Annotated in this window: 11 protein-coding genes and 1 pseudogene; 9 read left to right on the forward strand and 3 right to left on the reverse strand. The window is 66.6% G+C overall.

Features of this window, described 5'->3' with window-relative positions:
* Positions 1-27 precede the first annotated feature (27 nt).
* Both G3I78_RS19405 and G3I78_RS19410 read left to right on the forward strand, forming a co-directional pair.
* On the forward strand, positions 28-711 hold the full coding sequence (locus tag G3I78_RS19405; RefSeq protein ID WP_164426127.1) for a pyridoxamine 5'-phosphate oxidase family protein: 684 nt from the start codon (positions 28-30) through the stop codon (positions 709-711).
* A complete protein-coding gene (locus tag G3I78_RS19410) occupies positions 711-1343 on the forward strand; it encodes an FMN-binding negative transcriptional regulator (RefSeq protein ID WP_164426129.1) in 633 nt (210 codons plus the stop codon). The genes G3I78_RS19405 and G3I78_RS19410 overlap by 1 nt, the downstream gene beginning before the upstream one ends.
* A 91-nt stretch (positions 1344-1434) precedes the next feature.
* Here the strand turns inward: G3I78_RS19410 and G3I78_RS19415 are convergent, their stop codons facing one another.
* Complete coding sequence (locus tag G3I78_RS19415) at positions 1435-2430, reverse strand: DMT family transporter (RefSeq protein ID WP_164426131.1); 996 nt, start codon at positions 2428-2430, stop codon at positions 1435-1437.
* A gap of 112 nt (positions 2431-2542) precedes the next feature.
* Complete coding sequence (locus tag G3I78_RS19420) at positions 2543-3109, reverse strand: Clp protease N-terminal domain-containing protein (RefSeq protein ID WP_343243801.1); 567 nt, start codon at positions 3107-3109, stop codon at positions 2543-2545.
* A gap of 198 nt (positions 3110-3307) precedes the next feature.
* Between G3I78_RS19420 and G3I78_RS19425 the strand changes: the two genes are divergently transcribed.
* Both G3I78_RS19425 and G3I78_RS19430 read left to right on the forward strand, forming a co-directional pair.
* Positions 3308-3496, forward strand: coding sequence for a hypothetical protein (locus G3I78_RS19425; protein WP_164426134.1), 189 nt, complete (start codon positions 3308-3310; stop codon positions 3494-3496).
* 119 nt (positions 3497-3615) lie between these two features.
* Positions 3616-4044: an SRPBCC family protein gene (locus G3I78_RS19430; protein ID WP_164426136.1), complete on the forward strand. Its 429-nt coding sequence runs from the start codon at positions 3616-3618 to the stop codon at positions 4042-4044.
* Positions 4045-4169: 125 nt separating this feature from the next.
* Here G3I78_RS19430 and G3I78_RS19435 read toward each other — a convergent pair whose 3' ends face one another.
* Positions 4170-4793 carry a PadR family transcriptional regulator gene (locus G3I78_RS19435; protein WP_164426138.1) on the reverse strand — a complete coding sequence of 208 codons (624 nt, stop codon included), beginning with the start codon at positions 4791-4793 and terminating at the stop codon, positions 4170-4172.
* 210 nt (positions 4794-5003) lie between these two features.
* Between G3I78_RS19435 and G3I78_RS19440 the strand changes: the two genes are divergently transcribed.
* The 5 genes and pseudogenes from G3I78_RS19440 to G3I78_RS52045 form a co-directional block, all read left to right on the forward strand.
* Complete coding sequence (locus tag G3I78_RS19440; protein ID WP_343243802.1) at positions 5004-5744, forward strand: TnsA-like heteromeric transposase endonuclease subunit; 741 nt, start codon at positions 5004-5006, stop codon at positions 5742-5744.
* Positions 5732-7813, forward strand: a complete 2082-nt coding sequence (locus tag G3I78_RS19445) for a Mu transposase C-terminal domain-containing protein (RefSeq protein WP_164426312.1) — start codon at positions 5732-5734, stop codon at positions 7811-7813. Before G3I78_RS19440 ends, G3I78_RS19445 begins: the two co-directional genes overlap by 13 nt.
* Positions 7810-8841, forward strand: a complete 1032-nt coding sequence (locus tag G3I78_RS19450; protein WP_164426143.1) for a TniB family NTP-binding protein — start codon at positions 7810-7812, stop codon at positions 8839-8841. The genes G3I78_RS19445 and G3I78_RS19450 overlap by 4 nt, the downstream gene beginning before the upstream one ends.
* A 1480-nt stretch (positions 8842-10321) precedes the next feature.
* A complete protein-coding gene (locus G3I78_RS19455) occupies positions 10322-10630 on the forward strand; it encodes a hypothetical protein (RefSeq protein WP_164426145.1) in 309 nt (102 codons plus the stop codon).
* A gap of 229 nt (positions 10631-10859) precedes the next feature.
* Positions 10860-12731, forward strand: a pseudogene (locus G3I78_RS52045) (class I SAM-dependent DNA methyltransferase); the annotation flags it as partial.
* Between the last annotated feature and the right edge of the window lie 703 nt (positions 12732-13434).

Genomic DNA, 13434 nt, shown 5'->3' on the forward strand with positions numbered 1-13434 from the left:
TTATGCACTAGTGCAATGGAGGACGCAATGCAGGGGACCACCACGACCACCCCGGAGCCGACCGCCTACGCGCCGACCGACCGCACCGTCCCGACGCGCTCCGCCGACCGGGCCTCGTACGACAGGGAACTGGTGCACTCGATACTCGACGAGGGGTACGTCTGCCACCTCGGCTTCGTCCGGGACGACAGCCCGGTGGTGCTGCCCACGCTGTACGCCCGGGTGGGCGAGCGCCTCTACGTCCACGGCTCGACGGGCTCGCGCCCGCTGCGGATGACGGGCAAGGCGGACCCCGGGCTGCCGGTGTGCCTGACGGTCACGCACGTCGACGCGCTGATCCTGGCCCGCTCGGCGTTCCACCACTCGATCAACTACCGGTCCGTGGTGGTGCACGGGCTCGCGTACGACGTCACGGACCCCGAGGAGAAGCGCCTCGCCCTGGACGCCCTGGTCGACAACGTCGTCCCGGGCCGCGCCCTCGACTCCCGCCCGGCCGACAAGAAGGAACTGGCCGCCACCGCCGTCATCCGCCTCGACCTCGACGAGGTCTCCGCCAAGCTCCGCACCGGCGGGGTCAACGACGAGCCGGAGGACCTCGCCCTCCCCCACTGGGCCGGAGTGGTCCCCGTGCGGAGGAGCTACGGCACCCCGGTCGCCGACGGAGACCTGGCCCCCGGCACCGAACTCCCCGGGTATCTGGCGGCCCTGTGATGCTGATCCACCCGTGGGACGCACCTCGCTCCGACGCCGAGTGGCAACAGTGGCTCACCGCCCACGACTTCGGGCAGCTCGCCGTCAACGGCCCCGCGGGCGAGCCGCCGTTCGTCCAGCCCCTGCACTTCTTCTACGACCCCGAGCGCGGCGAGGCCCTCACCCACCTGGCGCGGCCGAACCCCCTGTGGGGCGCGCTGGAGGCGAACCCCGAGGTCCTGCTGAGCGTGGTCGACGACTACGTCTACGTCCCCGGCCCCTGGCAAGCCGACCCGGGCGCTCCCACCGAGAACGGCGAGCCGACGAGTTTCTACGCGGCGGTCCAACTCCGTTGCCGGGCACACCTGGTCGACGACCCGGCCGAGAAGGCGGACCTCCTCAACCGCCAGGTCGGCCACTTCCAGCCGGAGGGCGGCACCGCGCGGGGGGCGGTGGGCGAGGAGCCGTACGGCAGGAAGTTGTCGGGGATTCGCGGGCTGCGGCTCGAAGTGACCGGTGTGCGGGCCAAGTTCAAGTACGCCGGGAAGCGCACCGCCGAGGTGCAGGACCGGATCGCCGGCCGACTCGCGGACCGGGCCGCCCCGGGGGACGCGGCGGCACGCGAACACCTGCTGCGACGCCGGCAGGGCTGACCGAGGGGTCCTTCGGCGGGAGGGGCGCGTACGCAGGTCCGGGAACCCGCGTATGCAGGTCCGGGGGGCTCGGGTACGCAGGTCCCGGACCCTAGGCGGCGGGCTCCCGGGTGGACAGCCTTTCGACCCCGCCGGTCGCGATCGGTTCCACCGAGCCCTTGGCCGGGGTCGAGGACTGCGCGATGAAGGCGCCGAGGAGGACCACCGCGCCGCCGACGATCTGCGGGGCCGAGAGGTGTTCGCCGAGCAGGACCCAGGCGAGGACGGTCGCGACGACCGCTTCGAGACAGGCCACGACTCCGGCTATCGCCGGGGAGAGCCTGCGCACCGAGACCACGCCGGTGACATAGGCGACGACGGTCGCGACGAGCACGATCCAGCCGAGCAGCAGCCCGGCCGCGACCGGGGTGCCGTTCATGTCGGCGCTGTGCGCGAGGACGGAGAAGTCTATCGTCCACGGGTGGGCCACGGCGGTCAGGACGGCGGTGCCGACGAGGAGGCCGTACGCGATCACGCCCAGCGGGTCGGGCGCCTGCTCGCCGGAGTCGCTGCCCTGGTCGGAGAGGACGAAGTAGCCGACCTGGCAGCAGGCGGCGCCGAGCGCGAGGAGCAGGCCGAGGGCGTCGAAGCTGAGGCCCGACCAGACCTCGACGACACAGGCGAGTCCGCCGACCGCGAGGACCACCCCGAGCGCGGCGGCGCGGGTCACCGGCCGCCGCTGCACGAACCGCACCCAGCCGAGCACCAGCGCGGGGGCCAGGTACTCGACGAGCAGGGCCACGCCGACGGGGATGCGGGAGATCGAGGCGAAGTAGAACGCCTGCACCCCGGCCACGCCGAGCAGACCGAACCCGGCGAGCAGGGCGGGACGGCTGCGCAGCAGCGCGCGGTGGCGTACGGCGAGCGGCAGCATCACCAGGGCGGCGCCCGCCACCCGCAGCCACACCACGTGCAGCGGATCGAGGCCCGCCTCGATCAACGGCTTGGCCGCGACCCCGGACCCGCCGAAGGCGAGCGCGGACACCAACGCGAGACCGAGCCCGAAGCCCTTGCCACGACCTGCCTCACTGCTCTCAGACGTATGCACCGGGCCATGATGACAGGGGACGACATGAGCGTCATCCCCGTTGACTCCTGTCTCAGCGACTGGACCGAGCGAGCGACCGGGCGGTCCGGGCCGCCCCGGCCATCGGGCAGCCTCAGCGGCCGTTGCGGGGCTGGCCGCCCCGGAAGCCTCCCGGCAGCCGGTCGTCGATCCTCGTGAAGACCGCCCGGGCGTCGATTCCGGCACGGCCGAGCACCTCGGCGGCACGGGACTCGGGGTCCACGAGGATCGCCGCGAGCAGGTCGATCCCGCTGGCCGGTCCGTCGCCGCGGTGGTCCGCGCGGGCGCAGGCGTACTCCATGGCACCCGCGGCGAGCGGCGAGAACCCCTCGGCCGACGGCACCACGGGCACGGCACCGGAGTCCTCGACGATGCCCTGCCAGCGCAGTCCGTAGCCGATGCTGCGCTGCACGAGATAGCCGAGCAGCCGGGGCAGTTGGGGTTCCGCCTCGAAGACGGCGTACGCCTCGGGGTCGGCGTCGAGCAGGGAGTGCAGCAGGTGCGCCGAGTCGATCTGCCGGTCCCCGTCCCGCAGCGCGCGCCTGCGGGCGCCGGACACCACCGCTGCCAGTGCCGCGCTGAGCCTGGCATCGTCGTCGGGGTTGACCGGCGGGAGCCCGCCCTGATCGCGGGCCGACTGCCGGGGGATACGGGGGTGCACATCCCCCACCCCATCAGTCCCATCGACGCGGGTCATCCCCGAGGGGAAGCATTTTCGCGTCCCACGCAGAGCGGACACCGGTCGCCGGAATCTCCTCCTTACGGATGAGATCAAGCCGATTCGGCCTCGCGGGCGCGCGCCGCCTTGCCGTGCGCCCCGCACGCAACCGCACTGTGATGCCGTTCGTCCCACACAGGCATGGAGGACAGGAGCTGGCTGGTCGCGCTGCCGGCCGTCGACGGCAAGCAGTACGTCTACCGGGTGTACGCCCCGGACGACGCGCTGCTCGCCGACCTGTTCTGGGAGGCGTGGCACTGCCACGACGAGAGCGCGTTCCCGCGCGCGTGGGATCTGTTCGACGCGGCGACGATACGGCGGGTCGGCTGAGGCGGATACGGTCCGTCCGGGCGGACGCGCACACTTCCTGACGGTTCATCAGTATTGAATGTTGCGACCCCTGCGGCTACTTTCCGCGACACCACAGCCCGACACTAAGAGGTGGCCGCATGGCGGAAATCAGCGCGGAGGCTCGCATCCCGGCACCCGCGGAGAAGGTCTGGGCCCAGCTCACGGACTGGTCCGCGTACGGGGAGTGGAACGCGACCCACACCAACTTCCCCAAGGGCGGCCCCGATTCCCTGACCGTGGGCGGGACGTTCCAGGAGAACATGAAGCTGATGGGCTTCCCCGCCGAGGTCGAGTGGACCATCGCGGAGGTGGCGCCGGCCCGGGTGTTCGCCATCCAGGGCAAGGGCCCGATGGCGGTGAGCGTGGCCACGCGCTACACGCTGACGCCGGACGGCGACGGGACGACGGTCCGCATCGACGGCGAGTTCACGGGCGCCGCGGTGTCGCTGATGGCGGGCAAGCTCAAGGACTCGGGGACGGCGGCGCTGAACGAGTCGCTGCGCAAGCTGGCCGGGCTGGTGGCCTGACCTGGGCAGCACCTGAGGCACGACGAGAGGCGCCCCGCGGATCACTCCACGGGGCGCCATTTCACTGCCGTACGACCGCTGCGAGCCCTCTGCGACTCCGCCGCGAGCCCTCTGACGGTCCTCGGTCAGTCCTCGTCGGCGAGGATCAGGTACAGCTTCTTGCGGGCCTCGTTGATGACGGCCACCGCCTTGTCGCGCTGGTCCTTGTTGCCGGTCTTCCAGACCTGGCCGAAGGCTTCCATCAGGCCGAAGCCGGCCTGGCGGATCTCGCCGAGCGCCTCGAAGTCGATGCCGCGGGAGGCTTCCTCCCAGGGCGCGTCGGGGCCCTCGTCGGCCGCGGTACGGCCCGACTCGGTGAGCGAGAACAGCTTCTTGCCGCCCTCGGTCTCGCTGGCGATCAGCCCCTCGTCCTCCAGCAGCTGGAGGGTGGGGTACACCGAGCCGGGGCTGGGCTTCCACGCCCCGCCGCTGCGCTCGGCGATCTCCTGGATCATCTCGTAACCGTGCATCGGCCGGTCCTTGAGCAGGGCCAGGATCGAGGCGCGCACGTCACCGCGCCGCGCCCTCCCCCTGGGTCCGCCCCGCCCCCTCGGCCCCCAGGGTCCGGGACCGAAGCCCGGGCCACCGAAGCCGGGGCCACCGGGACCGCCCGGACCGAAAGGCCCGAAGGCACCACGCCGACCCTCGAAGCCACCTCGGCCCTGACGACCGGCACCGCCGTGTCCACGCTCGTATCCATGGGAACGCATCGCAATCACTCCATTCCATCGTTGATCTGTCGCGATGCGTCAACGATATATCGGAACACTTCGCATGGCAAGGCCTCGCCGCGAGGTTGACCTGTGACAGTGATCGTTGATCGATTGCCAGCGAAGGATGATCAACGCTAGTTTGTGCCACCGAAGGTTGATCATTCGGCGTACAGGTGGGCGGGGGACGTGGCGGGGGCACCTCTTGGCGTGTTCGAAGAGGCTGCCCTTACATCCTTTGACCTGGCCTTTTCCGTCAATGGGTCGCTCGTACGTCGATCGCTTGGGTCTAGCTGGGATACGCCGTTCGAGGCTGTGGACCCGGTGCGGGAGTTCAGCTGGCACAAAGGCGGTCACGGGTTCGCCGGCTGGTACTACTCGGCGACGCTGCGGGATCATGTGGGCTACGAGTCGTGGCTGGAGCGGGACCGGCTGATCTTGCTGGACCGTGATCCGCAGGTGGTCGCGATCGCCTCGCAGCCGTTCTGGCTGCACTGGCACGACGGCACACGCAAGCGCCGGCATGCCCCTGACTACTTCGTCCGGCTGTCCGACGGACGCGCCCGTGTCGTTGACGTCCGTGCTGCGGACGAGATGGACGGGGCGACGCGAGAGGCGTTCGAGGCGGCCGAGCATGCCTGCAGGGCCGTGGGATGGGAGTTCGAGTGGGTCGGGCGGCCCGAGCCAGTGTTCATGGCGAACATCCGCTGGCTGTCCCGATACCGGCGGGCCCGCTGCGGCCGACCGGTGGCGGTGAGGAATGGCCTCTTGGAGGTCTTCCGCGAACCGATGGGGCTATGGGAGGGCGCCGGGCTGGTCGGAGACCGGTTGCAGGTTCTGCCGGTGCTGTTCCATCTGTTGTGGTCCGGCGCTCTGAGGACCGATCTGGCCGGAGGACTTATGGAGAGCGACAGCCTCGTCTGGGCGAAAGGGATCCGATGGGCAGCTTGAAGCGGCCGCCGGCCTTGGTGGTCGGCCAGAGGGTCCGGTTCGAGGGCCAGGTGAGGGGTGTTCTCGAGGTCACCGCACGGGCGGCGGTGCTGGAGGACGCCGAGGCACCGCACCGCGTTGTCGCTCTGATTGACCTGTTCGAAACCGCGGACTTCAAGATCCTGTTCCAGCCCGAACGCATGCCTCTGCCCCAGTCCGGTCTGTTGGAGACCTTCGCACCCGAGGTGATGAAGCGTGCACTGTGGTGGGAAGGACACGTCCTTGAGGTCCTGCACGGGCTGCCGCCAGGCGCCGAACCGGGCACACCACCGCGACCGGGCTACGGACCGGGCACATCGGTGACCTCGCGCCAGAAGGCCAAGGCGGCTGAACTCGCCGCCCTCGGCCACGAGATCAAGACCGGAGCGGTGGGCCTCCGGCGACGCCGTTACACGGAGGAAGGCCTGGTCGGCCTGGCTCGGCTGGTCGATCACCGCTCGGTCCGCAAGCGCAAGGAGTTCGGTGACGTGCCCGACGCCGTCGTCGAGGCGATGCGGCAGGCGATCAAGGAGGGCGTCGAGACCTCGACACGCAACGGGGCCTACCTGATCTGGAGGACCGGGGAGATCATTCGGGAGAACGGCGGGAACCTGGTCGAGCTGCCCTCGCGACGGACTCTCTACCGACTGGTGGCGAAACTGACGGTAGGCACACATGCGACCGGGTCGGCCGTCACACGCAGGTCGAAGGCCCATGGGGCCGCGGCCCCGTTCGGTGAGTTGACGGTGTCGGCTCCGGGTGAAGTCATGCAGATCGACTCCACACCGCTGGACGTCATGGTCCGCCTCGACAACGGAGTGGTCGGCAAGGTCGAACTCACCGGCATGATCGACGTCGCCACCAGGACACTGGCCGCGGCAGTGCTCAGGCCCACGACGAAGTCCGTCGACGCCAGCGTGCTGCTGGCCCGCACGGTCACCCCGGAGCTGATGAGACCAGGCTGGGTCGACGCGCTGAAGATGTCCCGCTCGGTGCTGCCGCATGCCCGGATGCTGACCCTCGATGAGCGTCTGGAGCACGCGGCAGCCAAGCCGGTGATCGTCCCGGAGATGATCGTTTGCGATCACGGCAAGGTGTTCGTCTCGCGCAACTTCCGGGCCTCCTGCCGGTTCCTGGAGATCGACTTCCAGCCCACGCACAAGGGCTCGCCCTTCGAAAAGGGCCACATCGAGAAGATGCTCGGCTCCGTCGCCACGATGTTCGCCCAGTTTCTCCCCGGCTACACCGGCCGCAACACCGACCACCGTGGCCGTCACCCGGAGCGCGAGAACCTGTGGACTCTGCCCGAACTGCAGGAACTACTGGACGAGTGGATCGTCGCTCACTGGCAGAACCGCCCTCACGAGGGGTTGCGAGATCCCGACCATCCGGGCCGGCTGTTCACGCCGAACCAGAAGTACGCCGCGCTGGTCGAGGCCTGCGGCTACGCCCCGGTCGCTCTCAGCGGGCAGGACTATGTCGAACTCCTCCCAGCGGCCTGGCGGGCCGTCAACTCCTACGGAATTCGGATCAACAACCGCACCTACGATGCCCCCGAGCTGGGGCCGATGCGACGGCGCGACTCAGGGGTCACCGCCAAGCGTGGGCTCTGGGAAGTCCACCGTGACCCCTACGACGTCTCCCGCGTCTGGGTACGCAACCACCGCGGCGAAGGCGAGTGGATCCAGGCAACCTGGAAGTACTTGAACCGCGCGCCCGTTCCCTTCGGTGACCTCGCCTGGGACCACGTCAGCCACCAGTTGCCCAAGGCCACGGAGGAAGAACTCGCCAAGGCCGTCTCCGCCCTGCTGACCCGCGCCCACGCCGGCCCTGAACAGCCAGCGGCAAACAACCGGAAGGCCAAGCGGTCCAAGGCGGACCGTCGTGTTACGGCCCGGACCAAGGCCACTACACCGGCAGCAGCCATGCCTCCGCCGCGACCGGAGACGCAACCCTCGCCGGAGCCGCCGGCGGAGGACGAGGAAACGACGGCCGAAGTGATCCCGCTGGGCATCTTTGACCCGCTTGAGGACCCCTGGAGACGTTCGTGAGCACGCCGCTGGCAGACCAGCCGGAAGACGAGTTCGGCCGCTATCTGACAGCCCTGCCTGGCTGGCGCGAGTTCATCGCGGAGGCGATTAGCGAGCCGATGGCCATGGTGACGCAGGACGAGTACGACGCCCTGACCAAAGAGGACAGGTATCAGTACGACGAGGACCGGCTCGACCACCATGCCCGCCTGCAGGTGGTCGCCACCTCAACCGTCCGGCACACCGTCACCTGCGGACGCCGCCTGGTCATCCTCAACCGCGGCGCCATCAGCGCCCGTCGGGGCCTCATCGTCACCGGCCCGGCCAACACCGGCAAGACGATCGCCCTGACCCAGCTCGGGCTGGCGCACGAGCTGCAAGACCGCCGCCGGCACCCTGGCCAGGACGAGCGCATACCGGTCATCTACATCACCGTCCCGCCCGCCGCGACACCCCGCATGATCGCGGCTGAGTTCGCCCGTTTCCTCGGCCTCCCGGTCCTGCGAAGCTCCAACATCACCGACCTCACCGAAGCCGTGGTCGGCGTCTGCACCAAGGCCCGCACCGGCCTCGTCTTAGTCGACGAGATCCACAACATCTCCCTGCACACCCGCACGGGAGCCGAGGCGTCCGACACACTCAAGTACTTCTCCGAGCGCATCCCCGCGACGTTCGCCTACGCCGGCATCGACATCGAAGGCAGCGGCCTGCTGTCCGGCACCCGCGGCGACCAGATCGCCGCCCGCTTCACCTCGGTGGCCACCCACCCCTTCCCCTACAACAAGGAGTGGAAGGGCTTGGTCGCGCAGATGGAGGCGAACCTCCTGCTGCACCAGCACACACGTGGCACGCTGACTCGCTTGGACCGCTTCCTGCACACCCGAACGGGCGGCATGATCGGCACCCTTTCCCATCAGCTCCGCGGAGCTGCCGTGGATGCCATCCTCACCGGCGCCGAGAAGATCACCAAGTCCGGCCTTTTGGCAGTCGACCTGGACATCGCCTCCCGTCGCAGGCACCCCGGCGGCCTCTCGGACGCGGACAAGTGACCCACCCGACCGTGGACAGCGAGCCGATCACCAAGCTTCCCTTCCAGGTCCGGCCGATTGCCGGTGAAGGCTGCTACCCCTTCGTCGCCCGCCTTGCCCGCGCCAACTGCCTTCCGCCCGCCTACCTGCGGCGCTTCCTCGCAGGACCGCCCAGATATCAGGGCCGTCCAACTTGGACACGGATCGCCGCCGTCACCGGCCGTGACCCCGTACAGCTACGGAAGACGCTTGACACCGTCAAGTGCAAGAGATGCGGCTCCGACTTCGCGGTCACCCGCACGTTCGGCGTCATGCCCGTTTACTGCTCGACTCGATGCCGCGTCCCCCAGAAGCATCCAGTCATGGAACCCTGCCGAATCTGCCGGCAGCCGATGAAGATCCAGTTCGGTCAACGTCACCGGCTCTGTTCCTCTGCCTGCCGCAGAGTGGCCTACATCGAACGTCGTTCCCGCGAAGAGGACGCGGCTGACCATCAGCCATTCCGCGATTGCGCCGCTTGCGAAGGCCCTATGCCGCCGGCCCCTCAAATCGCCAAGCACACCTGCTCGGAGACATGCGAACTGCAGGTCTCCCGCTGGGACCTGCTGATCGAGAGGGACGGGCTTCCCTTGCCTTCCAGGACATGCGTGTTCTGCGGCATCCCGATAGAAGCGAAGTCGCTAGCCGATCCCCCTCGCCGCTGGTGCAGCCGCCGTTGCCGAACATGGTCGTCTGGGGGTACTGACCCATCCATCTTCTTTGGGCCGGTGTCGTGCGGTCAGTGCCAGAAACCCATTGACCGCCGCAAGGACGGCTGGACTCGGCGATGGTGCTCGCGCAAGTGCTACCGGTTGTCCCGCGGCGGGCCTGAGTAGCCGCGACGAAGTTAGGCCGTGCTCTGAACGGGGCAGATGACCTCGCTTCGCGCGGACCTGAGCGGCCGGTTGCACGAGAGCGATGCAGCCATGGGGTCACCACAGGTTTGAACGGGGCAGCGCCGTCTCAGGCTCGCGCAGTGGCCTTCCAGGCGGCGGTGACACACCCTTCTTCCCAGTGCCACCACTCCTTTGTCTCTCCGTGTTTTCCTGCCTACAAGAGCGCTGTTCGTGACGTCCGCCTTGGGCTGTGACTGCGGACATCCCGACCTCGTTTGCCGACCGGCGTCGCGATGTTCGCGATGTCAGCTCAGTCGGCATGGAGGTCACGTGGCACAGAGACTGGCACTCGGTCAGCTCCGGGTGGAAAAGGTGCGGCACCGGGACGGCCGCTGCTCGTACACCGTCTTCGACTCGGCGAGCGGGCTGCATTCCGGGGCCGACTGGTACCTGTCGAAGTACGCGGGCACGGGTTCGGACAGGACGTATGCATACCTGCTCGTCGATCATCTGCGGTGGCTGGAGCATGAGGGGCTAACGCCCGAGAGCGTGGTCTTCCGCGATCTCAAGCGGTACATGGAGGCCGTCGGGGCGAAGATCCCGATGCCCTACGGGCCCCGTGGCGGGTGGGTAAGCGCCCCTACCAGAACGACGCTCTGCGCGGGGCGGCCGCCTGTCTGAAGGGCTTCTACCTGCGGCAGGCTGACCTCGGCATCAACACTACGCTCGTCCAGGAGCTGAACCTGAAGCGGATGCCGACGCAGCAGGACAAGGACCGCGTCCTGCTCGGACACCTCAAGCGGAGCATGGACGCGAACCCGCTCGCGCCGAAGGAACTGAAGCGCCGGCACAAGAAGATGCTGCCGGACGGCGCCCGCGAGGTCCTGTTGGAGGAGGTGAACTCGGCCCGCGACCGGGTCGTGTCGAGTGGCTGAGTGACGGCGGCTTCCGCATCGGTGAATCGTGGGTCTCAACCGTACGGACGCCCCGTTAAGCATGAGGACCTTGACTTGGTGCGTAGGAGCGAAGGATCGGAGCGCTGCTTCTCCGAACTGAGGCTGGGCACAGTGCCCCATGAGCGGCTTGTTGGCAGTTCTGCCCCCTCGCACTGCTCGCCCATGGGACGATTCTCCTTGAACATTGGCTATCTGTTCGGGGGCTTCAGTGAACGACGGCGTGCAGCACCTAACTGGTTTGGTCTGGTCCGTCGCTGACCTTTTGCGCGGTGACTATAAGAAATCCGATTACGGGAAGGTGATCCTGCCGTTTACTGTGTTGCGCAGACTGGAGTGCGTACTAGAGCCAACGCGCGACAAAGTTGCGGATCTCGCTGACCAGTATGAGGACAGCGAGATCGCGCCGAAGGGTCTCCTTCAGCGTGCCTCTGGACACGTCTTCTACAACACGAGTCACCTGACGCTGAGGGAAATCGCCTCAGATCCGGCGAACACGGCGAAAAATCTTCAAATCTACGTCAGGGCGTTCTCGGACGAAGCTCGCGAGATTCTGGATCGCTTTGATTTCGACGGGCAGACCCGGCGGCTGGACGGCGCTGGACTGCTCCAACATGTGACCGGAAAATTTGCCGATCTCGATCTGCGCCCTGATGTTGTTCCCGACCACAGAATGAGCCCTGTATTCGAGGAGCTCATTCGCCGGTTCGCCGAGCACTCCAATGAGACGGCCGGTGAGCATTTTACCCCACGTGACGTCATCAGGCTGACAGTCAATCTTTTGGTGTCCCCGGATAGCGATATCGTCACTGCTCCAGGCGCTATCCGCACCGTCATGGACCCGGCATGTGGCACGGGCGGAATGCTTAGCGCCGCCGAGGATCACATTAAGGCGCTGAATCCAGATGCGACCGTCGACGTGTACGGGCAGGAGCTAAACCCAGAGTCGTGGGCTCTCTGCCAGTCGGATTTCTTGATCAAGGGAAAGAGTCCAGGCAATATTGCGTTCGGCAATTCCCTTACCGATGATGGGCATGCGCAGCGAAAGTTCGACTACCTCCTTGCTAATCCTCCATACGGCATAGAATGGAAAAAAGCAAAGGCAGAGGTTGAGCGGGAGCACCAGGAACTCGGCGCGTCCGGCCGCTTCGGCGCCGGACTGCCGCGTATCAACGATGGCTCGCTTCTATTTCTTCAGCACATGATCTCCAAAATGAAGCCGGTAGACGTGAACGGAGAGGGGGGTTCCCGTGTCGCGATCATTTTCAACGGATCACCCTTGTCAAATGGTGCGGCCGGATCGGGCGAATCTGAAATCCGGCGATGGATACTGGAAAACGACTGGCTGGAAGGGATCATCGCCCTTCCCGAGCAGTTGTTCTACAATACTGGAATTTTTACATACCTCTGGATTCTCACGAATCGCAAGACGTCTGACCGTAACGGCCGAGTGGTCTTGTTGGATGCGCGTGACGAGTGGCAGAAGATGCGCAAGTCCCTGGGGGATAAGCGTCGGGAAGTAGGCAACGAGCACGTCCGTGCGATCGCTGAGCTTTACGAACAGGCGCTGCAGATTTCGCAAGACCCCAAGAACCCACGTCATGCCAAGGTGAAGGTCCTCCCCAACGAATACTTCGGGTACCAGCAGGTCACGGTAGAACAGCCATTGAAGTTCCGCTTTGAGGCCAACGACGAAACACTTACAGCGCTGGCAGCGGCGAAGCCGGTACAGAGGCTTGAAAAGAGTGAGCAGTTCGTGGCGGCCGTGAGGACACTGCGGGGCTCATCTTGGGACACGCAGGCGCAGGCGCTGACGGCGATGAAGAGGGTCGTGGCGGCGGCTGGCCTGAGTTGGCCCACAGGAGGACCGTTAGCCAAAGCAGTGCGTGACGCGATTGGTGTACGGGACCCAAGAGGCGAAATCCAGAGAGTGAGGGGGGTGGTAGAGGCAGACGCGAAGTTGCGTGAGTACAAGAGGATTCCCCTGGGCGCGGATGTCGATGACTACCTCGCGCGCGAGATCAAACCGAAAATTCCGGACGCATGGATCGACCCAGCCAAGACCAAGACGGGCTATCAGATCAGGCCAGAACTGTTTTTCGCGGCCCGACTCAAGGCTACCTTTGCACCGCTCGAAGATTTCTGTCGCCTTGTGGCTGAGAGAATTGATCCCCAAAACAGCGAAACCGAGGAGTCACCCGAGGACGCAAGCTCTTACTTGAAGGAGAAGCTCCGCTATCTGCGAGCTCAAGATCTTCACGTGGTTGATTCTGCTCTGGAGCTTCCTTCTCCGCCTGAAGGAACAACTGCGCTGACGCCGTGCGCCGGCGGTGACATCGTGGGACGGTCGGGAAGCTGGCGTCTTCTACCTCAACTCTTCGGCCAAGCTGTCACATCCCTGATCGTCCTCCACCCTCAGGATCCAAGGACCGGTAGAGCCCTCTGCGAGTGGCTAAATTCCCCAGCAGCTACGAAGGAGTTGCCAGCAGGATCTGACCTGATGATGCTGCCGGTTCCTGTCGACGTTGTCGGGGCCGAGGAATTTGACGATCTCCTTGAGAATGTGCAGTCCGCCCGACACAGGCTCCGAGCCGCGACATCTGACCTGCTGCCGAACGTATTCTCAGGAACAGACTCAAATATTCAAGAACTACGCAGGACCATACAAGCGGCTGATGCTGAGGCACTATTGATTGGTGGACTGACGCAGGCACTCGAAGATCCAGTATCGCGGGCAGAATGGAGCTACCCATTTCATGTGGCAGCACTAGCCCGAAGGTACCGAA

The sequence above is a fragment of the Streptomyces sp. SID13726 genome (genome assembly GCF_010548375.1).
Taxonomy (GTDB): Bacteria; Actinomycetota; Actinomycetes; order Streptomycetales; family Streptomycetaceae; genus Streptomyces.

Excerpts from the sequence above, each read along its gene's own strand:
- G3I78_RS19405 (WP_164426127.1), top strand. The coding sequence starts at position 28 with ATGCAGGGGACCACCACGACCACCCCGGAGCCGACCGCCTACGCGCCG.
- G3I78_RS19410 (WP_164426129.1), top strand. The coding sequence starts at position 711 with ATGCTGATCCACCCGTGGGACGCACCTCGCTCCGACGCCGAGTGGCAA.
- G3I78_RS19425 (WP_164426134.1), top strand. The coding sequence starts at position 3,308 with ATGGAGGACAGGAGCTGGCTGGTCGCGCTGCCGGCCGTCGACGGCAAG.
- G3I78_RS19430 (WP_164426136.1), top strand. The coding sequence starts at position 3,616 with ATGGCGGAAATCAGCGCGGAGGCTCGCATCCCGGCACCCGCGGAGAAG.
- G3I78_RS19435 (WP_164426138.1), bottom strand. The coding sequence starts at position 4,793 with ATGCGTTCCCATGGATACGAGCGTGGACACGGCGGTGCCGGTCGTCAG.
- G3I78_RS19445 (WP_164426312.1), top strand. The coding sequence starts at position 5,732 with ATGGGCAGCTTGAAGCGGCCGCCGGCCTTGGTGGTCGGCCAGAGGGTC.